Genomic DNA, 21,395 nt, shown 5'->3' on the forward strand with positions numbered 1-21,395 from the left:
GAGCCACCCGGCGATGGGCGGCTCCGACGCTCCAGGTCCGCCGTTTATTTCTTGGCTAGGTATTTCTGCTGCGCCTTGGTCAGATAGTCGGCCCACTGGTTGGCCATCTCCTCGGGCGTGATGTCGCCGAGCAATGCCTGTTGACTGGTCTTGATGACCATCGAGTCCTTGAAGAAGGCGAACTCCTCGAGATAGGTCGGCATGACCGTCGGCACCGCATCCTTGTCCTCGAGTTCGGCGAACCAGCCCTTGAACTGCTCGCTTGCGTAGAAGGGATCCTTTTCGGCCGACTTGTGGACCGGCAGCGCACCGGTGCGCTTGTTCCAGTCGACGTTGCCCTCGGGCCCTTCGAGCGTTTCGATCAGCTTCCAGGACAGGTCCTTGTTCTGGCTGGCCGCCATCATCGACCAACCGGCATAGCCGATGGTCGGGAACGTCTTGCCGCCAGGCCCCTTCGGCATGGTCGTGACGCCGTAGTCTTCCGGCTTCATCCGCTCGGCGATCGCAATCAGTGCGTCCGGATCCTGATCAAGCATTGCGCAGGTGCCGGTGTAGAATCCGGCGACGATTTCGTTAAAACCCCAGTTGACGCTGTCCTTCGGTGCCAATCCCTTCTTGTACAGGTCGACGACCCAGGTCAGTCCCTTGACCCAGCCTTCGCTGTTCATCGTCGAGGTGCCGTCTTCATTGAAGAACTTGTTGGACCCGGCCATGGTTGCGCCGAACATGATCCAGCCATTGAGGCCGCCCGGCCCGCCACGCAGGCAGTAGCCATATTTGCCCGGAAGCTTGGAGACCTTTTCCGACGCCGCCACGAACTCGTCCATCGTCTTGGGCGGCTCGGTGACACCAGCCTCCTGGAACAGCTTCTTGTTGTAGAACATCGCCCGGAGATAGAAGCCATAGGGCAGCATGTAGGCGGTGTTGTTCACGTCGCGGCCGAGTTCGAGCGCGCGATCGGTGAGGCCCGAGGTGTGCTCCCATTTGGCAAGATAGGGTTCGAGGCTCTCGAGAAGGCCGTTGTTGGCATAGAGTGACAGCCAGGTGTCCGGCATCTCCATGACGTCGGGGATTTCGCCGGCGGACACCATGGTCGCGAATTTCTGGAACGCCTCGCCCCAGGGCAGCGAGATGACCTCGACCTTCGTGCCGGGGTTGGCAGCCTCGAATTTGGAGACGATCGATTTCAGGGTTTCGGTGCGCTCGGGGCTGGTGATCACCTCGACGAGCTTCAGCGTCGTGTCGGCGAGTGCAGCACCCGACATCAGTACGGTGGCGAATGCGGCGATAAGAAGCTTCTTCATTTTCCGTTCCCTTCTTGTCTGGTTGCTTCAGGTCTTTTCTTCGGAAGCGGCGTCGATCGCCGTTTCCAGGTCACTCCACAGCGCCTCGGTTCCCTCGAGGCCGACATGGAGACGCACGGACCGCGGATGGACGCCGAACGCCATCGCGGAATTGGGTTGGGCTTTCTGCTGCAGCACGACCTCGCCGGGCACAATGAGGCTTTCGTGGCCGCCCCAGGACACGCCCAGCTTGAACAGCTTGAGGCGGTCGGCAAACGTGCGGATATCGATGCCGTCGCGGAAGACAAATGAGAACAGGCCCGACGTGCCGGTGAGCCCCGCAGGAAGCTGGTTGGCCAACCCCGGATGACAGACCTTCTCCACGATCGGATGATCCTGCAGGCGCCGTGCGATTTCGAGGCCGGAGACCTGATGCGCGCGCATCCGGATCGGCAGCGTGCGCAAGCCGCGGATCAAGAGCCAGGCGTCGAATGGCGACAGCTTGCCGCCGAGATATGGATAGGCTTCGCCGCGGATGCGGCCGATCAAGTCCTTCGAGCCCGCGACCACCCCGGCCACGACATCGCTGTGGCCACCCAGATACTTGGATGCGGAGTGGACCACAACGTCCACACCGAGCGACAGCGGCCGCTGGAAGACCGGGCTGGCCCAGCTGTTGTCGATGATGGTCGGGATGCCGCTGGACCTTGCGAGCGCAGCGAGCGCACCGATGTCATGCGTTTCCATGACCCAGCTGGTGGGGCTTTCCATATAGAACAGCTTGGCGCCAGGCAGGGCGCTCGCGACAGCCGCCTCGTCGCGCCCGTCGACATAGGTCACCTCGATGCGCATGCGCGCTAGCAGCGTCCCGAACAGCCGGAACGCGTCCGGGTAGATATGCCTGACCGCGACAATGCGGTCGCCCGGTTCGACGAAGCTCAGCACTGCCGATGAGATGGCGGACATGCCGCTCGCAAAACCAATGGCGTCCTCAGCGCCCTCGAGTTTTGCCAGCATTTCCTCGAACATGCGCACGGTCGGGTTCAGCCCGCGCGTGTAGGTCGGCCGCACTTTTTCGCCGCGGTATGTATCGAGCATCTCGTCATAGTTCGGGAAGGTGAAGAGCGAGGTCTGCACGATCGGCGGAACGACGGCATCGAAGGCGTTGCCCTCGTCATGGGCGGCGATCAGCGACGCCTGGTCGAAAAAATCGGCACCGTTCATTTCGACATTTCCTCGATGTCCTCTTCCACGATCTCGAGGATCTTCAGCGTTTTTCCGCGCGCCAGCTCCGCGTTCCTGGCGACGATGGCATCGAACAGCTCGCGGTGATACGGGAACGATCGCCGCGCGAAATCCTGCCGGTCGAAAGGATGGTCCCAGAAGCGCTCGAACGCTTCGCGCATCTGCCCCAGGAGTTGGCGGAAAAGCGGGTTGTGCGTGGCGTCGTAGACGGCCAGGTGAAAGGCCAAGTCTTCCGGACCCGACGTGCCGGTGGCGAGATGGACGCGCTCCATCTCGATGAGTTTTTCCTCGATCGTCCGCAGATCGTCGACTGTCCGCCGCCGCGCCGCGACCATGCTTGCCTCGGCCTCGATGCCGCGGCGTACCTCGAGGGTGTGCAAGAGGCCATCGCGCAGCTCTGCCGTATCGAGCGACAGCGGCAAATGGATCGTGCCGGCGGATATCGGCTTCAGCAGATAGGTGCCGCTGCCTTTGCGGGTCTCGGTGACGCCGAGCGCTTCGAAACGCCCCATCGCCTCGCGTATCGTCGAGCGCCCGACGGAAAGCGCGGCCATCAATTCGCGTTCGGTCGGAAGCCGGTCACCGCTCTTCAGCGCAGCGCGCTCGACATAGTCGGCCAGCGCTTCCATAACCTGCTTGCCGCGGTCCAACGGCGGGAGCGTGGCGATTGCCACACGCGTGGCAGGTGCCCCGGGCAGTTCGCCGCGCGCTCGCATGGTGCCTACGCCCAAAATTGGTCTGACATCTTAGCAGAATTGCGCGCGGCCGACCATTCGTCAAGTGCCCGGGCAGTGTCTCAGCTTGCATTTCGGCTCACGACCCACTGTGGAACCTTAAACCTTGTCGCAAAGGCTTCTTCTGCGACGTCGCAAAAAATCAGGTGCAAACTGTCGTTCTAATCGGGATTTGCGACAGTCGCTTTGAGTCCCAAAGCTACCGTTCTCATCCTGGAGCGAGGCCATCGAGCAGAAAGCCGAGGCCTTTCCGGAAAGCGCCGTCCCAATCGTTGTCCAACAGCAGACGAGAGCGTTCGATTGTCGGGTAGCGTTCGCTGAGACGTGTAAGGCGCTGCTGCGCGGCGACCCTGTCGTCGTCCGAGAGGTCGAAGCTCGCCCGGGTGATGGTGGCGCCCATCACATAGTTCCAGAGTGACCATATCGCGACGTTCAGATCTGCGTCCGCTACACCGGCTCCGGACAAGGTATTGCTTAGCAGTTCTAGGCGGCTGAGCATGTTCGGCCCGAGCGCCCGGCGCGGCAACAGCGACGCCGACCAAGGATGGCGCAGCATGCTGGCGCGCCAGTCTTCAAGCATATAAACGACTTCTCCGCGCCAGTCTTGAGCCTCACCCATTTGTGGCGGTCCGCGATATTCGAGCACCGAGTCGAGCGCCAGATCAAAGACATCCTCTTTGTTGTCGACGTGCCAATATAGGCTCATCACGCCGGAGCTGAGGCGATCGGCCAGTCGACGCATGGTCAATCCGTCGACTCCCTGGGCGTCCAGCAGTTCTACCGCGGTCGCCACGATGCGTTCCCGAGAGAGCGGCGGTTCACCGCGCGCCTGCATGGGCTGGAGCCACTCACTTGTCGGTTGAGACCGTTTGCTCCGGGCGCCGGTACGTTTGGCTGCCATCCGCTCTTCCTCGCTGTTGAGAACGTCGATTTTGACCGGCAACGCAAGGAATGTCGATCTTGGACGATTGACTCGTACGGTGTACCATACGATGACTCGACGTCGCACGAGTCATCCGTATGAGCGATACGGTTAAAGTTCAATCATACCGGCCGCGAGGGTACGTTGCTCGCAGTCCGCAAAGCCAAAGAAAATCATGTCACACGAAATCAAGCATCTGCTTACCGGAGGGCTAATCATCATGACCATGGGAGTTCCCACTGCGACGACAGCGAATGAGAACAATCTCAAGCTGACCATCGTCAATCCACAAAACCTCTACGACCCGTCGCCGAACGGCTACAGCACGGCGGTGATCACGCCCCGCGAAGCCCGGGTGGCCTACATCTCCGGACAGGGCGGCCAAGACAGTACGGGAGCCTTGTCGCCCGACTTCGCTGTCCAGGTCGAGCAGGCCTACACAAATTTGCGTACCGCCCTCGATGCGCTCGGTGCCAGGCCGGATCAGGTTGCAAAGCTCACGGTCTTCGTGGTCGATCACGATATGTCCAAGCTTGAGGTGTTGACCAAGAACATCAAGAAAATGTTCGGCGAGGCGCTGCCGGCGCAGACCCTGATTCCCGTGCCCAAGCTTGCAATTGACCCCATGCTCTTCGAGGTGGAAGCCGTCGTCATTCTGGAGTAGTGGTTAGATCTCCTTTCGCAAATATCCTAAGCTTCGCGATAGTTTCACCCTGTCCATCCAGTCAATGGTTTGCCTGTCGCAAATGTCCTCGCAAAAGTGGTGTTTCGCGACCGATTTTGGCGACAGCCGCAAGGGGTGCTCGCCACCCGAATGCGACGGTCATGCAGTTGTGCGGATCGAGGAGCCGAATGTGATGGTCTTGGATGGTGTACGTGCCTTGGTGTTCGACGTATTCGGCACTGTTGTCGATTGGCGCAGCGGCGTGGCGCGCGAAGCTGAACCGTTCCTGAAGCGGTATGGAGCCGGAACGGCCGTTCCTACCGCTTTCGCGGATGCGTGGCGCCGCCGTTACTCGCCAGCGATGGAGGAGGTGCGCAGCGGCCGGCGGCCCTTTACACGTCTCGACGTGCTGCATCGGGAGAATCTGGAAGCTGTTTTGCCGGAATTCGGGATCGACCCGGCTTCGGTGCCAGCCTCCGAACTGGACGAACTGAACCTGGCATGGCACCGATTGGAGCCATGGCCGGACGCGGTGGCCGGCCTCACGCGGCTGAAGGCCCGCTATATCATCGCGCCGCTCTCGAACGGTAACATCGTCCTCATGCTCAACATGGCGAAGCGTAGTCGTATCCCCTGGGATGCGATCCTCGGCGCCGAACTCGTGCAAGCGTACAAGCCGATGCCGGAAGCTTATCTTCGCACCGCTGACGTGCTGGCAATGAAGCCGGATGAGATCTGTCTTGTGGCCGCCCACAATGGCGACCTTGCAGCGGCTCGGGCATGCGGACTACAAACAGCCTTTGTCCCGCGTCCGACCGAGCACGGGTTAGCGCAGACCACGGACTTGCACCCAGACCAGGCCTGGGACCTGGTGGCCAGCGACTTCATTGACTTGGCTGAACGGCTTCAGTTGTAGCGCCTCTCAACGATCAGCAAACCACCCCCTTCAGGGTTCTTCCACATTTCGGTCCGATGCTCTCTCGGAGTCATGACCCAATTGCGCAGCGATCTGATCCCCAGGTCGAGGATAGCCAAGACGGCAGCTTTACGCCTTGCGTTCCCAGCGCCGGTCTGAAGTCTGCTGCCAGTAGGTGACCACGTGGCCGGCTTCCTTCATCGTCTTCCAGTGCGTGCGCGCCGCCTCGACCTGGGCCGCATCGTGGCCGTCGAACAGGAACACGGCGCGCTCATAACCGGTAAGCTCCGGCGGCACGGCGCCGTCGACCAGGAAGCGGATCTGCGCTTCGTTCGGATTGTCCTGGCCGGTTGTCAAAAGGATCGGCTGCTCGGCCAGATGGGATTCGCGGTCGGTCGCATGCGCCAGGAACGAATCGTCCCTGAAAATCCAAAGATGCTGGTCGAGCGCGTCGCGCCGCTCCTCGGTGCCGGTCTGCACCACGGCGCGCCAACCGCGATCGACGCTGCGCTCGAGCAGGCCGGGCAGCGCATCCTCCAGCGTCGATTCGGTCAGGTGATAGAACAGGACGTCGGCCATGATCGCGCCTTGAAAGGCCTCACCCCTCGTAGTTGTCGCGCACCAGCCGGTCGAGCAGCCTAACGCCGAAGCCGGAGGCCCATGACTGGTTGATCTCGCTGGACGGCGCGCCGATTGCGGTGCCGGCGATGTCGAGATGCGCCCAGGGCGTATCCTTGACGAAGCGCTGCAGGAACTGCGCCGCGATGATGGCGCCGCCATAGCGGCCGCCGATATTCTTCATGTCCGCATTTTTCGAGTCGATCAGCTTGTCATATTCGGTGCCGAGCGGCATCCGCCACACTCGTTCCTGCGTCGCCTGCCCGGCGCTCGTCAGCCTGTTCGCCAGTTCATCATTGTTGGAGAACAGGCCGGCATAGTGCTGGCCCAGCGCGACCATGATGGCGCCGGTCAGCGTCGCCAGATTGACCATGAATTTCGGCTGGAAGCGATCGTTGCAGTACCACAGCGCATCGGCCAGAACGAGGCGGCCTTCGGCGTCGGTATTGAGCACCTCGATGGTCTGGCCCGACATCGAGGTGACGATATCGCCGGGGCGCTGCGCATGGCCGTCGACGGCATTTTCCACCAGCCCGACGATGCCGACGACATTGGCCTTGGCCTTGCGGGCGGCCAGCGCGTGCATCAGCCCGGTGACCGCGGCAGCGCCGCCCATATCGCCCTTCATGTCCTCCATTCCAGAGGCCGTCTTTATCGAATTGCCGCCGGTGTCAAACGTGACGCCTTTGCCGACGAAAGCAATCGGGCTGTCCTTGGCCTTGCCGCCATTCCATCGCATGATGGCCAGGCGCGCGCCACGCGGCGAGCCTTGCGCGACGCCGAGCAGCGCGCCCATGCCGAGCTTCTTCATCTCCTTCTCGACCAGGATCTCGACCGTGACGCCGAGCGCTTCCAGTTCGTTGACGCGGGCGGCGAATTCCACCGGCCCGAGTATATTGGCCGGTTCGTTGACCAGATCGCGCGCCAGGAGCACCCCGTCGATCACCGCCACCTCGTCGGCGAAGGCCTTTTTCGCCGCCCCCGGATCGGTGGTGTGGATGGTCACCTTGACCGGCTTTTTGGGCTCGGCCTTGTTGCCGTCGCGCTGGCCGTCGCCATTTTCCTTTTTCGTCTTGTACTTGTCGAAAGCATAGCTGCGCAGAAGAATGCCCGCGGCAAGCTGTGCCGCTTGGCTGCCGCCAACGTCAGCACCGGGCAGGTCGAGCACGACGGCCACCTCCGTCGCCTTGCGAAAGGATGTAGTGATCGTGCCGCCAAGCTTGAGCCAGGCATGATCGTCGAGCCCCGAGACCTTGCCGGCGCCGACCGCCACCAGCCGGTCGAGCGATGTGCCCTCGGGCGCCAGCACTTCGACCAGGCCGGCGAATTTGCCGGAAAAGTCGGCCACCGGGAACGCCCGCTCCAGGGTCTTTGCCGGATCGCAAGCCTTTGCCGCGTCGCCGAGACCGCCATCGTTGGCCGCCAGCACGAAGACACTGCCCTTTTTAGGCGCTGCGAATTTGGCGAAGGCGATCGAAGGTCTCGAAGTCATCATGTCCTGCTTTCGGGAACGGCGTTGGGTTTTTGGGAGAGTGCCTTGATGAAACTAGATATTTGGCTGTTTCCGACCGGAAGCACCACCCCAATTTTCAATCATCGCCCCTGCCTGACGATCTGCTGCGTGATTGCGTTGGCCTGAATTCGGGCATTGGCGAAGCAACCGCGAATGCTTGGCCGCATGCCGGTAAACCACAGGCCGGGCAATTTCGGGTCGGCCTCGCCGCCGTTGAATAGCGGAACCCCCTTGCCATCGAGGATGCCGAGCTTGCCGACCATGCGTTGGAGCCCGGTGCGGTAGCCGGTCGCCGCGATGACGATCTCGGGAGCGATCCGGTTGCCGTTGTCGAGGAAAACGCCGTCGCGGGTAAATTCCCTTACCTGCGGCAGTACCACAATCTTGCCGGCCTTGATGGCGCGGACGGCCCGTCGTCGGTGGCGATCGCGGTATAGTCGGCAGTCAGGCGGCTTGCACCTCCCGAGGAGGCGGGCGGCAGGCCAAACTTGGTCAAGTCGCCGAAAACCAGGCGCTGCGTTGCCGTCATCACCGCATCGGCGAGCCAAAGCGGCAATCGCGCCAACGTCGCGCCCGGTGGCAATGACGACTTGACGCGCCAGCCGCGGCCCGGCACTGGTCTTAACGGTCCAGTAATCGCCGTTGAACGCGATCTCCTCGACGGCGACGCCAAGCCGGACCGGCAGACCATGCGCCTGGCGTTCAGATGGCGGACGACGACGTTTTTGTGGGGAAAAGCGGGTGTGCCTGCGGGATAGTCGACGCCAGGCGGTGTCGAGAGATCGCGATACGAGTTGAGATGCAACCGTTCGTGCCGCCGATACCAGAGTTCGGCAAGCCGGCTTTCCTTTTCCAGGACAAGTATCGGTACGCCGGCCTTTATCAGCGCATGGGCGGCGGCCAGCCCCGCTGCGCCGGCGCCGATCACGACGCACCGTGAAAAATCTGGCCGGTTTGGCTGCGCAATTCTGTTACTTCTGCTTCCATGCCTCTACCTGTCGCAGCCACGGCGGCCATAACCGGTGATCGGCGCGACATTTGGTCGTTTTCCGGCATTTGGCAAGACTTTGCCGGAATCCGATCCCATATGGCGGATGGAATCGATGGCGATTCGTCGCGGCACGGCCCCGCTTTCCTGCCGCAACGTGTTGTTAACCATTGATGTTCGCCCTTTCTTATCCATTGCCGCCGACACTTCGGCCCACCGGAAATATCGATGTGGGACGGAAACCAGATCGAACCGCCAACGGACCGGTTGTACAGGCGTCGCCGGGCGACTACCTTGTCTGGAGGCATGATGCCGTTCGGCAAAATCGAGAAAAGCCTTCATGAAGGTCGTTGAACGCTACATCATGCGTCGTGCGTTGGCGGTCTTCCTGGCAGCGCTCATCTGGACGCTGGCGATCGTGTGGACGACGCAGGTGCTCGCCCGCATCGACCTCGTCACCGACAGCGGGCAGTCGGTGCTGACCTTCTTCGAGGTCGCTGCGCTGATCATTCCGTCGATCGTCCCGATCGTCGTGCCTTTCGCCCTGGTGGTCGCGGTCGCTCAGACACTGAGCGCGATGAATTCCGATTCTGAGCTTGCCGTCTTGAACGCAGCGGGCGCTTCGCGCTGGACCATCGTCAGGCCGATCATGTTCCTGGCGCTGGCGGCCAGCGTCTTTTCGTTTGCCGTCGACAACGGCGTCGATCCCTATGCACGACAGAAAAACCGCGAGCTGGTGGCGTCGTCGCGCGCCGATCTGTTGTCGCTGATCATCCAGGAAGGCACCTTCCGCAAGATCGACGACGGCCTGTTCCTGCAGATTGGCGAGCGGCTTCCGGACAACCGCCTCGGCGGCATCTTCGTCGCCGATTCGCGCGAAGAAGGCGCCAACCTCATCTACTATGCCAAGACCGGCGCCATCATCGAAAACGGCGACGAGAGAGTGCTGATGATGAATGACGGCGTCATCCATCGCGAAACGCTGGCCGGCGATCTTTCGGTCATCCGGTTCACCTCCTATGCCTTCGACCTGTCCGCCTTCATGTCGGCCTCATCGGACGTATTGCTTTTGCCGAAGGACCGGACGACCCAGTACCTGCTCAATCCCAGTCCGAACGACAAGGTGTTCCAGAAAAAGCCGAACAAGTACCTGGCCGAACTCAACCAGCGTTTTTCCGAATGGTCCTATTCACTCGTCTTCGCGCTGATCGCGCTTGCGGTCGCGGGAGACGCGCGTTCCCATCGCGAGGCGCGCATTCATCCGCTGATCACGTCGATCGCGATTGCGCTTTTCGTGCGCTGGCTCGGTTTCTTTGCCGCCGGCAAGGCCGACAACGTTCCGCAATACGCCTATATGGTCTACGGCGTTCCTATCGTGGCGTCCGCGGTCGCGACATGGTTCATCGTCTCCAACCGGACCATGGAACTGCCGGTCGCCTGGGCCGACTGGATGACGAATTTCGCCGGCCGCTTCAGTGACGGCTGGAGCGCCCTGAAGCTCCGCTTCGCCAGGCGCGGCGCTTCTGGCCAAGGGGCCGGCTAACGGGCTGGATACGCTAATGGGCTGGACTCTGGGTAGATACTTCTTCTTCCGCTACGTGACGATCACCATCTGGTTCTTCATCGGCCTGCTGGCGCTTGTGTTCCTGATCGACTTCACCGAACTTTCCGGCCGCACGACCGGCTTGCCGGGTTTCACATACGGCACGGCGTTCGCCATTTCAGGGTTGCGGATCCCGATGATCATGCTGCAGACGGTGCCGTTCGTCGGCCTGTTCTCGGCGATGGCGACACTGGTCTCGCTCAATCGCAGGTATGAACTGGTCATCGCGCGTTCCGCCGGCGTGTCCGCCTGGCAATTCCTGCTGCCGTGCTGCATCGGGGCGCTGCTGTTCGGGGTGTTGTCGGTCGGCGTCATCAATCCGATCGCCGCGCATGCGTTTTCCTGGTCCGAAAAAATCGAAACCCAGCTCCGCTCCGGCAAGTCGAACACCGTCTCGGCCGACGCCGAGCCCTGGATCCGGCAGAAGACCAGTTCCGGCGATACCATCATCGGCGCGCGCGCCATTCTCAATCAGGGCCTGGAGATGGCCGATGCCGTCTTCTTCGTCCTCAACCCGCAAGGCGACATCGTCGAACGCAAGGACGCGGCGCACGCCTTTTTGCGGGATGGCTACTGGGAACTGCAGGACGTCAAGGTTTTCCGGGACGGCAATATCCAATCGGCGGCAAGCGACCGGGTGCCGACCAATCTCAAGCCCGAATTCGTGCAAGAGCGGCTGGCGCGCCCGGAAACCATCCCTTTCTACGATCTGCCCGGCAAGATCGAGGTTGCCCGCTCCTTTGGCCTCAAGGCAAATGCCTTTGCCATGCAGTTCGATTCGCTGGTGGCGCTGCCGTTCCTTCTCGTCGCAATGACGCTGATCGCCGCAACGGTGTCGATGCGATTTGCGAGGATGGGACAATCCGGGACGATGATTCTGGGTGGCGTCCTGGCCGGGTTTCTGCTTTATGTCGTGACGGTGCTGGTCAAGGCATTCGGCGTGGCGGGATTCGTACCCACAGTGGTGGCTGCATGGGTTCCGGTTGTCGTGGCTATGTTCTTCGGGGTGACTTTCTTGCTGTACAAGGAAGACGGCTAGTGAGGGGGGCGGTTTTGCGCATCCATAGGCAGGCCGGTTTGGCGCGCCTCTATGGGGCAAGCGCCTTGGCATGCCTGCTCGCTTGTGTCGTCCCGAGCATCCCGGCTTTTGCCCAGGATATCAGCGACATGGCAGCCGACGTGCCCGCCGGCTCGCAAATGCTGCTGGCGGCAGATACGCTGGTCTATGACAACGACAACCAGACAGTGACGGCCGTCGGCGGCGTGCAGATCGACTATGGCGGCAACCGCCTCGTCGCCCAGCGGGTCGAATACAATCGCAACACCAAGCGGCTCGTCGCCAGCGGCAATGTCGAGGTCGTCAACAGCGACGGCACCAAGATCTATTCGCAGCACGTCGACATCACCGACGATTTCGCCGACGGCTTCGTCAACGCGCTGCGTGTCGAAACCGTCGACAAGGCCTATTTCGCCGCCGAAAGCGCGGAACGCATGGGCGGCGTGCTGACGACGTTCCACAACGGCGTCTACACGGCCTGTGAGCCGTGCGAGGACAAACCCGACAAAGCGCCGACCTGGCGCATCAAGGCCAGAAAAATCATCTGGAACGGCGAGAAGAAGACGGTTCGCTTCGAGAATTCGAATTTCGAGTTCTTCGGCTTTCCGCTCGCCTATCTGCCGGCTTTCGAGATTGCCGACCCGACCGTCAAGCGCAAGAGCGGCTTCCTGATCCCTGGCATCTCCTACAAGAGCGATCTCGGCGTCGGCGTCAAAGTCCCCTATTATTTCGCTCTCTCACCAACCTACGATCTCACCGTCACCGGCAGCGGCTACACCAAGCAGGGCTTTCTCGGCGAAGCCGAGTGGCGTCAGCGCTTCAACAACGGCCAGTACAGCCTGAAGATCGCCGGCATCCGGCAAGTGGATCCCGACGAGTTCATCGACAGCGACGGGCACAATGTCGATTCGGGAGCGGCCGGCGACCCGAACAAATTCCGCGGCATGATGGGCACCAAGGGCCAGTTCGCCATCAATCCGCGCTGGGACTTCGGCTGGGATGTCCTGCTGCAGACCGACAAGAACTTCTCGCGCACCTACGCCATCGAAGACTTCAACGACAGCGTGCATCGCTCCTCGATCTACCTGACCGGCCTCAACGGCCGCAACTATTTCGATGTGCGCGCCATGCGCTTCGAGGTCCAGGAAGAGACGCTCTCTGACGATCCGACCGCGCGCGGCGGCAAGCAGCCCTGGGTGCTGCCCTCGCTCGACTACGCGTACATCCCAGACATGGCGGTGGGCGGCGGGCAGTTATCGTTCAATGTCAACGCGCAGGCCATCAGCCGCGACAGGCTGGACAGGGTCCTTGCCGATCCGAACAACGCTGCGTCCGTGACCAGTGTACGCGGCATCGAGGGCCAGTCGGGCCGTCTCACCGCCGAAGCGGAATGGAAACGCACCTTCACCACCGATGGCGGGCTGCTGCTGACGCCGCTGCTGGCGCTGCGCGGCGAGGCCGGCTATGTCAATGCCTCTTCGGGATCGCTCAATGCCATCAATCAGATGGCGTCTAATCTCGGCGTCGACGACGATATGCGATCGTCGCTCGCCCGCTTCATGGCGACCGCCGGGCTGGAAATGCGTTGGCCGGTGCTGTTCTCGTCGACCAGTTCCAGCCACATCTTCGAGCCGATGGCGCAGGTGTTCGTGCGTCCGAACGAGCAATATGTCGGCGGCCTCGCTGTTCCCAACGAGGACGCGCAGAGCTTCGTCTTTGACGCCACAACATTGTTCGAGCGCGACAAGTTCTCCGGTTACGACCGCTTGGAAGGCGGCACGCGCGCCAATGTCGGGCTGCGCTATTCCGGCGCCTATGACAATGGCTGGAGCACCAACGCGCTGTTCGGCCAATCCTACCAGCTTGACGGCCAGAACTCCTTCGCCGCGCCGGACCTGGTCAACGTCGGCGCCGATTCGGGCCTTGAGACCGCGACCTCCGATTATGTCGGTCTCGTCGGCTTCAACAGCCCCAGCGGGCTTTCCGGCTCGATCAGCGGCCGTTTCGACGAGCAGAGCTTCGAGGTTCGCCGCGCCGAGGTCAAGGCAGCCTATTCCGGCCTGCCGATTTCGTTCAGCGCCAAATACGCCTTCATCCAGGCGCAGCCGCTCTATGGCTTCACGACCGATCGTCACGAGGTCACGCTTGGCGCCTCGACGCAACTTGCAGAGAACTGGCGTGTCTTCGGTACCGGCACCTACGATCTGGAGCAAAGTGTCCTGGTCAAGGACGGGGTCGGCTTTGCCTATAGCGATTCGTGTTTCACCTACTTGATGACATTCTCGGAATCCCGCGACCTGAGCACCAAGGAAGTGTCGCAGAACATCGGTTTCAACCTGTCGTTCCGCACGCTCGGCGATTTCGGCTCGACACAAAGCTCCTTCAACGCTGTCCAGTAGCAGGCGACCGGCCAACAACAGACGGGCGGAACGGCGGCCGGCGAACGCATCGGCCCGAAAATCGGAATTGATTTTCGGAAAGCACGATGCGTAGATTCAAAGTGTTAGACGGTATCTTGTGTGTCCAAGTGAACCCACATCGCGTCTAACGACATCGTTTCGCCGCATAGGGCAGGCACGGATTCCAGCTCCCTCAAAATGGGATAGAATTGGGCCGGAACCGAGACTAAAATTGGGATGCTTTCGATGAGGAAATACCTCTTTTCGGCAGGGTTCGCGCTGCTGGTGGCGGCAACCTCGGCCTCGATCACAGTGATTACGCCGCCGGCCTTCGCCAGCCAGATCAAATACGTCGTCAACAACGTACCGATCACGACCGGCGACATCCAGCATCGGGCTGCCTTCCTGCGCCTGCAGCGCAAGAAAGGCGACGCTGCCGAGGAAATGATCGAGCAGACGCTGCGCGTCGCCGAAGCCAGGCGTCTCGGCATCCGCATCAGCGACGCCCAGGTCGACGCTGCCTATCAGCGCTTTGCCACGACCAACAAGATGCAGCTCAAACAACTCGATGGCGTCATGGCGCAGTCCGGCGTCGGCAAGGAACATTTCAAGGAGTTCATCCGCTCCCAGATGGCCTGGAACCAGGCGCTGACCGCGCGCCATCGCTCCAAGAGCGGCGGCGCGTTGAGCGAGCAGGACGTGGTCAGGCGCATGCTCGACAATGGCGGCACCAAGCCGACCGCCATGGAGTACATGCTGCAACAGGTCATTTTCGTCGTGCCGGCGGCCGAGCGCAGCGCTACGCTGTCCAAGCGCAAGCGCGAAGCCGATGCCATGCGCGCCCGCTTCAACAGCTGCAACACCTCGCGCGAATTTGCCAAGGGCCTGATCGACGTCACCGTTCGCGATCTCGGCCGGATACTGGCGCCGCAATTGCCGCCGGACTGGGCCGACCAGATCAAGGCCACCAAGGTCGGCGGCGCCACCCCCACGCGCGAGACAGACCGCGGCGTCGAGTTCATCGGCATCTGCTCGTCGCGCGAAGTGTCCGACGACAAGGCCGCCCAGATGGTGTTCCAGAGCGAAGGCTCGAGCGGCAAGGACGCCGACGAGCTCTCCAACAAGTATGTCGAGGAGTTGCGGAAGAAAGCCCGCATCGTCGAGCGCTGAAGTCGCCAGAGGCAGAGCTTCCGCTGGCGCTGAGCGTCGGCGATCCATCCGGCGTCGGGCCGGAAATCGCCATTGCCGCCTGGCGAGCGCGCGACAGCGCCGGTGTGCCGCCCTTCTATCTTATCGCGGATCCGGCGTTGATTGCCGCACGGGCGCGCTTGGTCGGCGCCGATGTGCCAATCACGGAGACGATACCAGCCAAAGCGGCGCGCGTCTTTGCACGCGCCCTGCCCGTCGTGCCCCTAGTCGCCCGCTTCGTCGACAGCACTGGCCGGCCGGACCCAGCCAACGCCGCCGGCATCATCGAGGCCATTGACCGCGCTGTTGACGACTGCCTTGGCGGCCGCGCGGCGGCAGTCGTCACCTGCCCGATCGCCAAGAAGCCGCTCTACGATGCCGGCTTCCGTTTCCCCGGCCATACCGAATATCTAGCGCATCTGGCGACACTCCACACCGGCGCAGAAGCGATGCCGGTGATGATGCTTGCCGGCCCCGAGTTGCGCACGGTTCCGGTCACCATCCACATTGCGCTGCGCGAGGTGCCGAAAGCGCTGACCACGGAGTTGGTCGTCGCGGCCGCCCGCATCACCGCCGCCGACCTCGAACATCGCTTCGGCATTGCCAAGCCGCGGCTTGCCGTTGCCGGCCTCAATCCGCATGCCGGCGAAGGCGGCGCGATGGGCGCCGAGGACGAGCGCATCATCCGCCCGGCGATCGACAGGCTGAGGGCGGAGGGCATCGACGCTTTCGGGCCGCTGCCGGCCGACACGCTGTTCCATGCCCGCGCCCGAGCCGGCTACGATGTGGCGCTGTGCATGTATCATGACCAGGCGCTGATCCCGGCCAAGGCGCTGGCGTTCGACGAGGCGGTCAACGTTACGCTCGGCCTACCCTTCATCCGCACCTCACCGGATCACGGCACCGCCTTCGATATCGCCGGCAAGGGCATAGCCCGTGCCGACAGTCTGATCGCGGCGCTCAGGCTCGCCCGCAGGCTTGCCGACATCGGGACGAAGGCTGCCGCCGCATGAGGCTTTGCATGAGAGCGGCCGCATGAGCATCGACGGGCTGCCGACGTTGCGCGCGGTGATCGAGCGCCATGGGTTGCAGGCGAAAAAGGCGCTCGGTCAGAATTTTCTGCTCGACCTCAATCTGACCGGCAAGATCGCGCGCGCCGCCGGCGACCTGACGGGCGCCACGGTGATCGAGGTCGGTCCGGGTCCCGGTGGGCTGACCCGGGCGCTGCTGTCCCACGGCGCTGCTCGGGTCATCGCCATCGAGCGCGACGAGCGTTGCCTGGCAGCGCTTGCGGAGGTGTCGGACCACTATCCGGGCCGGCTCGAGGTCATTGCCGGCGATGCGCTGAAGACGGATTTTGCGGCGCTTGCCAAAGGGCCACATGGGGGCAACGGATCTGTGACGATCGTCGCCAACCTGCCCTACAATATCGGCACCGAACTCTTGATACGCTGGCTGACCGTCGCCGAGTGGCCGCCCTTCTACGCATCGATGACGCTGATGTTCCAGCGCGAGGTGGCTGAGCGCATCGTCGCCCGCCCCGGCAGCGACGCCTATGGCCGGCTGGGCGTGCTGGCAGGCTGGCGGACGGAGGCAAAAATCGCTTTCGACGTGCCGCCGCAAGCGTTCACGCCGCCGCCCAAGGTGGTGTCGTCGGTGGTGCATCTGGTGCCGCGGGCAAGTCCCCTGCCCACCGAGGTCAAGAAGCTCGGCCGCGTCACCGAAGCGGCCTTCGGCCAGCGCCGCAAAATGCTGCGGCAGAGCGTCAAGAGCCTCGGCGGCGAAGTTCTGCTCACTCGCGCCGGCATCGATCCGACCCGGCGCGCCGAAACGCTTGACGTCGAGGAGTTCGTACGACTGGCCAACGCAGTGTAACTGCGCGGGCGCGCCCCTAATCCGTCTTCTCGTCGAGCAGCCCCGAGACGAAATCGAATAGACCGGGCCGGCGGTCGCGTCTGAGCCGTTCGGCGATGACGATGCCGCGCACTTCGGCGAAGGCGCGGTCGAGATCGTCGTTGATGATGACGAAATCATATTCCTTCCAGTGCTCGATCTCGTTGCGGGCGTTTTTCAGACGCGTCTCGATCACCGATTCCTGGTCCTCGGCGCGGCGCTTCAGCCGCGCCTTCAATTCTTTCATCGAGGGCGGCAGGATGAAGATCGAGACGATGTCGGCGCGCATCTTCTCCTTGAGCTGCTGGGCGCCCTGCCAGTCGATGTCGAACAGCATGTCGCGGCCCTGTGCCAGCGCCAGTTCGGCCGGTTCACGCGGCGTCGCATAGCAATTGCCATGCACTTCGGCCCATTCGAGCAGTGCGTCTGAATCGCGCAGCCGCTCGAACTCGCGCATGGTCCGGAAATGATAGTGGACGCCTTCGATCTCGCTGCCGCGGCGCGGCCGCGTGGTGACGGAGACCGACAGTTCGAGACTGGAATCGCTTTCCAGAAGATTGCGCGCGATCGTCGACTTGCCGGCCCCGGACGGCGACGACAGCACGAGCATAAGACCCCGGCGGCGAATGCGGGAACCCAAATCCCTGGCAACCATAGGCTCCTTGGCGACCATCAGGGTTACTCCAGATTCTGGACCTGTTCGCGAAACTGGTCGACGACCGCCTTCAGCTCCAGCCCTATGGCAGTGACCGCAGCGGCGTTCGACTTCGAACACAGCGTATTCGATTCGCGGTTGAATTCCTGCGCCAGAAAATCGAGCTTGCGGCCGATGGCGCCGCCGCCTGCCAGCAGCACCCGACCGGACGCCACATGCGTCTTCAGCCGGTCGATCTCCTCGCGGATGTCGGCCTTGGTGGCTAGGAACGCCGCCTCCATATGCAACCGGCTGGCGTCGAGATTGGCGGAGGCATCCATCAGCAGCCGAACCTGCTCGGCAATCCGTTCCCGAATCACCGTCGGCTCGCGCGACGGATCGGCCTCGGCGCGCACCGTCAGCGCCTCGATAGCGTCGATATGGCCGGACAGCAGCGAGCGTAGGGCGGCGCCCTCGCCCTGGCGTGCCTGCTCCAGCCCGCCCAGCGCCACTTCGAGCGCCGAGAGAATCGCGCTGTCGAGCGCCGCCCGCGCCTCTTCGGTTTCGGTGGTTTCGGGGATGTCGAGCACGCCGCGTAGCGAAAGCAGCCCGTCGGCTGTCGCAGGCGCTACGCCGAACTGCTCCTGCAGCCGCTTCGCCAGCCCCGCCAGATCCCTCAGGAAGGCCTCGTTGACCACGGGCTGCGCCTGCTGGCCGGCGGCACGGCTGACTGTCAGCGTTGCCTGGAAATTGCCGCGCGCAAAGCGCTTTTGCACCGTCTGCCTGGCGGCCGGCTCGAGCCGCTCGAGGCCCTGCTGCAGCCGCAGCCTGACCTCGACGCTCTTGCCGTTGACCGACTTGACCTCCCAGGCGATCGACGTGCCGTCATGTTCGGCGACGGCCCGTGCAAAACCGGTCATGCTCTGCAAATTCATGATGCCCTTGCTTCCCCCTGGCGCATGATCCCGGAAGCGGTTCCGGCCAGACATGCGCGGCTTCAAAATACCGGAGCGCCTTCGCGCCGAATCGGGCGCAAGGCGCTCATGATCACAAAATCAGCACGTCCCTGCCGTCAAACGAATCGGAGGGACGATCCCAGAACCGTCCGGCGCTACTGCGCCGCTCCCGCGTCGCCATCGCCGCCACCGTCCACCGGCGCATCGGTCTGACCTTCCACCTTGGCGGCGTCGGCCTCGGCAGTTCCGGCCTTGGCAGCGTCATCGGCCAACTTCTTCTGCAGCGCCCGGTAGCGGGCGACGTTCTCGTTGTGCTCGGCGAGCGTCGCGGCAAAGACATGACCGCCGGTGCCGTCGGCAACGAAATACAGGTCGTCGGTCTTCGACGGATTGGCGACGGCTTCCAGTGCCGCACGGCCGGGATTGGCGATCGGCGTCGGCGGCAAGCCGTTGATCAGATAAGTGTTGTAGGGCGTCGGCTTCTTGATGTCCGACTGATAGATTGGGCGGTCGGCGGGTTTGCCCTTGCCGCCGAAAAGGCCGTAGATAATGGTCGGATCGGACTGCAGCCGCATGCCCTTGGCCAACCGGTTGAGGAAGACGGCGGCGACCCGTGAGCGTTCGTCGCCCTTGCCCGTCTCCTTCTCGACGATCGAAGCCAGGGTGACGAAGTCATCCACACTGGCCAGAGGCAGATCGGGGGCGCGCCGCTGCCAGACTTCCTCGACCAGCTTCTTCTGATCCGCCAAAAGCTTGTCGACCATCTGCTGGCGTGTCGCGCCGCGGGTGAAACGCAGCGTGTCGGTAGCAAGGCTGCCCTCGGGTGGAATGGTCGCCGGCATATCGCCGTCGAGCGCTGCCTGCTCGGCGATGCGCTGCAGCGCCTGCTCGACCGTCAGTCCCTCGGGGACGGTCAGCGAATACATCACCGACTTGCCGCTCTTCAGCAACTCCATGATGTCGCGCATGGAGGCCTGCGGCTTGATCTCGTATTCGCCGGCCTTCAGGGCAGAATCATTGCCAAAGGCACGCACGCCAAGGCGGAAGATGCGCGCGTCGCTAATCAGTCCGCGCCGCTCGAGCTGCTCTGCAATTTCCTGGACGCCGGTGTTCGGCTTGACCAGAAAGGTGTCGGCATGGGCAGACGGGCCGGGCTCGTTGAATTCCTGCTTGCCGAAATACAATGCAAAACCGGCCGCCAGAATCAACAGCATCACCAAGGAGATGACGAAGTTCATGAACACAACGAACTGGCTGCGCGAGGCGCGCGAGCGCTTGGGCGGTGGCGTGCCGGCTTCGGGCCGCAATGCCTCGCTGGCCGTCTTCGGCACAATCGGACTCGACGGTGTGGACCGTTGCCCGAATTCCCCGTTGTCCGCCGCATTCGTGTTCATGCCGCCCTACCGTTTGGTCTTGCAACGAATCCCCTTGGGCAGAGTAGGGGCGAATATGGCAAAATTGACGGCACGCATACGCCGTGCCGGCCAGCGGACCGGTCAGCCATTGTAGCGCTGGAAGACCAGCGAGGCGTTGGTGCCGCCGAAGCCGAAGGAATTGGACAGCGCCACGTCGATCTGGCGGGAGCGCGGCTTGTGCGGCACCAGGTCGATCGCCGTCTCTCGCTCCGGGTTGTCGAGATTGATGGTGGCCGGCGCGATGTTGTCGCGAATGGCGAGGATCGAAAAGATCGCCTCGGCGGCGCCCGCTGCACCCAGAAGATGGCCTATCGACGACTTGGTCGACGACATCGATATTTTCGACGCAGCGTTGCCGACCAGCCGCTCGACCGCGCCGAGCTCGATCGTGTCGGCCATGGTCGAGGTGCCGTGCGCATTGATGTAGTCGACGTCTGCGGGCGTCAGCTTGGCCCGGTTCAGCGCCGCAACCATGCAGCGGAAGGCGCCGTCGCCATCTTCGGCCGGCGCGGTGATGTGATAGGCATCGCCGGTCAAGCCGTAACCGGTGACCTCGGCATAGATCTTGGCGCCGCGCGCCTTGGCGTGTTCCAGCTCCTCCAGAATGACGACGCCGGCGCCCTCGCCCATGACGAAGCCGTCGCGGTCACGGTCATAGGGACGCGAGGCCGTTTCCGGAGCTTCGTTGCGGTCGGTCGACAGCGCCCGGCAAGCGGCGAAACCGGCGATCGACAGCCGGGTCACCGGCGCTTCCGCGCCGCCTGCGACCATCACGTCGGCATCGCCCCACATGATCAGCCGAGCTGCATCGCCGATGGCATGCGCGCCGGTGGAGCAAGCGGTGACGACGGCGTGGTTGGGGCCTTTCAGCCCATGCCGGATCGAAACCTGACCGGAGACGAGATTAATGATCTGGCCGGGGATAAAGAACGGGCTGATGCGGCGCGGACCGCGCTCCTTCAGGATCATCGCGTTCTCGGCGATGCCTTCGATGCCGCCGATGCCGGAGCCGATCAGCACGCCGGTGGCGCACTGCTCCTCATGGGACTTCGGCGCCCACCCCGAATCCTTCAGCGCCTCGTCGGCGGCCGCGATCCCGTAGAGGATGAAGTCACCGATCTTGCGCAGTTCCTTCGGCTCGAGAACGGCCTCGGGATTGAAGGTGGCGTTCTCACCATTGCCGCGGGGAACGACGTGGGCGACCTTGCAGGCAAGATCCTCCACCTCGAACTCGGTGATGCGCTTGGCTGCGCTGCGGCCGGTCAGGAGCTCCTTCCAGCCATGCTCGAAACCCACGCCGAACGGCGAAAGCAGCCCAAGGCCCGTGACGACGACACGCCTCATCGCAGGTCCTCCTCGCTGGTGAC

Annotated in this window: 21 protein-coding genes; 8 read left to right on the forward strand and 13 right to left on the reverse strand. The window is 62.9% G+C overall.

Annotated elements, in window-relative coordinates:
• Positions 1–44 precede the first annotated feature (44 nt).
• From CIT31_RS17135 to CIT31_RS17150, 4 genes are all read right to left on the reverse strand, one after another.
• Positions 45–1,304 (reverse strand): ABC transporter substrate-binding protein, encoded by a 1,260-nt coding sequence (locus CIT31_RS17135; protein ID WP_095519599.1) that lies wholly within the window; start codon positions 1,302–1,304, stop codon positions 45–47.
• 27 nt (positions 1,305–1,331) lie between these two features.
• Positions 1,332–2,507, reverse strand: coding sequence for a PLP-dependent transferase (locus CIT31_RS17140; protein ID WP_095519600.1), 1,176 nt, complete (start codon positions 2,505–2,507; stop codon positions 1,332–1,334).
• Positions 2,504–3,244 (reverse strand): FadR/GntR family transcriptional regulator, encoded by a 741-nt coding sequence (locus tag CIT31_RS17145; RefSeq protein ID WP_095519601.1) that lies wholly within the window; start codon positions 3,242–3,244, stop codon positions 2,504–2,506. Before CIT31_RS17145 ends, CIT31_RS17140 begins: the two co-directional genes overlap by 4 nt.
• A 226-nt stretch (positions 3,245–3,470) precedes the next feature.
• On the reverse strand, positions 3,471–4,163 hold the full coding sequence (locus tag CIT31_RS17150) for a TetR/AcrR family transcriptional regulator (protein ID WP_095519909.1): 693 nt from the start codon (positions 4,161–4,163) through the stop codon (positions 3,471–3,473).
• Between the two features lie 196 nt (positions 4,164–4,359).
• Here CIT31_RS17150 and CIT31_RS17155 point away from each other — a divergent pair, with 196 nt between their 5' ends.
• Both CIT31_RS17155 and CIT31_RS17160 read left to right on the forward strand, forming a co-directional pair.
• Positions 4,360–4,848 (forward strand): RidA family protein, encoded by a 489-nt coding sequence (locus CIT31_RS17155; protein WP_095519602.1) that lies wholly within the window; start codon positions 4,360–4,362, stop codon positions 4,846–4,848.
• A gap of 82 nt (positions 4,849–4,930) precedes the next feature.
• Positions 4,931–5,764: a haloacid dehalogenase type II gene (locus tag CIT31_RS17160; RefSeq protein ID WP_342586937.1), complete on the forward strand. Its 834-nt coding sequence runs from the start codon at positions 4,931–4,933 to the stop codon at positions 5,762–5,764.
• A 129-nt stretch (positions 5,765–5,893) separates the two neighbouring features.
• On the opposite strand, the gene CIT31_RS17165 is transcribed toward CIT31_RS17160, so the two are convergent.
• From CIT31_RS17165 to CIT31_RS33865, 5 genes are all read right to left on the reverse strand, one after another.
• Positions 5,894–6,343, reverse strand: a complete 450-nt coding sequence (locus CIT31_RS17165) for a DNA polymerase III subunit chi (protein WP_065008935.1) — start codon at positions 6,341–6,343, stop codon at positions 5,894–5,896.
• A gap of 19 nt (positions 6,344–6,362) precedes the next feature.
• Entirely contained in the window at positions 6,363–7,874 is a 1,512-nt protein-coding gene (locus CIT31_RS17170; RefSeq protein ID WP_095519911.1) for a leucyl aminopeptidase, read from the reverse strand.
• 101 nt (positions 7,875–7,975) lie between these two features.
• Positions 7,976–8,275, reverse strand: coding sequence for an NAD(P)-binding domain-containing protein (locus CIT31_RS35195; protein WP_245316348.1), 300 nt, complete (start codon positions 8,273–8,275; stop codon positions 7,976–7,978).
• Positions 8,257–8,823, reverse strand: coding sequence for an NAD(P)-binding protein (locus CIT31_RS17175; RefSeq protein WP_245316349.1), 567 nt, complete (start codon positions 8,821–8,823; stop codon positions 8,257–8,259). The genes CIT31_RS35195 and CIT31_RS17175 overlap by 19 nt, the downstream gene beginning before the upstream one ends.
• A 63-nt stretch (positions 8,824–8,886) precedes the next feature.
• Positions 8,887–9,225: a hypothetical protein gene (locus CIT31_RS33865; protein ID WP_127212021.1), complete on the reverse strand. Its 339-nt coding sequence runs from the start codon at positions 9,223–9,225 to the stop codon at positions 8,887–8,889.
• Between CIT31_RS33865 and lptF the strand changes: the two genes are divergently transcribed.
• The 6 genes from lptF to rsmA all read left to right on the forward strand — a co-directional run bounded on the left by lptF (position 9,224) and on the right by rsmA (position 17,005).
• Positions 9,224–10,426, forward strand: a complete 1,203-nt coding sequence (lptF, locus tag CIT31_RS17180) for an LPS export ABC transporter permease LptF (protein WP_095519603.1) — start codon at positions 9,224–9,226, stop codon at positions 10,424–10,426. The two genes, CIT31_RS33865 and lptF, sit on opposite strands and share 2 nt — an antisense overlap.
• Before the next feature lie 16 nt (positions 10,427–10,442).
• Complete coding sequence (gene lptG / locus CIT31_RS17185; RefSeq protein ID WP_095519604.1) at positions 10,443–11,525, forward strand: LPS export ABC transporter permease LptG; 1,083 nt, start codon at positions 10,443–10,445, stop codon at positions 11,523–11,525.
• 128 nt (positions 11,526–11,653) lie between these two features.
• Positions 11,654–13,942: an LPS-assembly protein LptD gene (locus CIT31_RS17190; RefSeq protein ID WP_425350612.1), complete on the forward strand. Its 2,289-nt coding sequence runs from the start codon at positions 11,654–11,656 to the stop codon at positions 13,940–13,942.
• 237 nt (positions 13,943–14,179) lie between these two features.
• Positions 14,180–15,112, forward strand: coding sequence for a peptidylprolyl isomerase (locus CIT31_RS17195; RefSeq protein ID WP_065008931.1), 933 nt, complete (start codon positions 14,180–14,182; stop codon positions 15,110–15,112).
• Positions 15,109–16,143, forward strand: a complete 1,035-nt coding sequence (gene pdxA, locus CIT31_RS17200) for a 4-hydroxythreonine-4-phosphate dehydrogenase PdxA (protein WP_165778504.1) — start codon at positions 15,109–15,111, stop codon at positions 16,141–16,143. The genes CIT31_RS17195 and pdxA overlap by 4 nt, the downstream gene beginning before the upstream one ends.
• A gap of 22 nt (positions 16,144–16,165) precedes the next feature.
• Positions 16,166–17,005 carry a 16S rRNA (adenine(1518)-N(6)/adenine(1519)-N(6))-dimethyltransferase RsmA gene (rsmA, locus tag CIT31_RS17205; RefSeq protein ID WP_095519607.1) on the forward strand — a complete coding sequence of 280 codons (840 nt, stop codon included), beginning with the start codon at positions 16,166–16,168 and terminating at the stop codon, positions 17,003–17,005.
• 16 nt (positions 17,006–17,021) lie between these two features.
• Here the strand turns inward: rsmA and gmk are convergent, their stop codons facing one another.
• From gmk to fabF, 4 genes are all read right to left on the reverse strand, one after another.
• Positions 17,022–17,696, reverse strand: coding sequence for a guanylate kinase (gmk, locus tag CIT31_RS17210; protein WP_165778483.1), 675 nt, complete (start codon positions 17,694–17,696; stop codon positions 17,022–17,024).
• A 5-nt stretch (positions 17,697–17,701) separates the two neighbouring features.
• The gene (locus CIT31_RS17215) at positions 17,702–18,592 is read right to left on the reverse strand and encodes a YicC/YloC family endoribonuclease (RefSeq protein WP_095519608.1); all 891 of its coding nucleotides are present in this window, start codon (positions 18,590–18,592) and stop codon (positions 17,702–17,704) included.
• Between the two features lie 176 nt (positions 18,593–18,768).
• A complete protein-coding gene (gene mltG, locus CIT31_RS17220; protein ID WP_095519609.1) occupies positions 18,769–20,007 on the reverse strand; it encodes an endolytic transglycosylase MltG in 1,239 nt (412 codons plus the stop codon).
• A 102-nt stretch (positions 20,008–20,109) separates the two neighbouring features.
• Positions 20,110–21,372 carry a beta-ketoacyl-ACP synthase II gene (gene fabF / locus CIT31_RS17225; protein WP_095519610.1) on the reverse strand — a complete coding sequence of 421 codons (1,263 nt, stop codon included), beginning with the start codon at positions 21,370–21,372 and terminating at the stop codon, positions 20,110–20,112.
• Positions 21,373–21,395: the final 23 nt, after the last annotated feature.

It is taken from the genome of Mesorhizobium wenxiniae, assembly GCF_002284535.1.
In the GTDB taxonomy this organism is placed as follows: Bacteria; Pseudomonadota; Alphaproteobacteria; order Rhizobiales; family Rhizobiaceae; genus Mesorhizobium; species Mesorhizobium wenxiniae.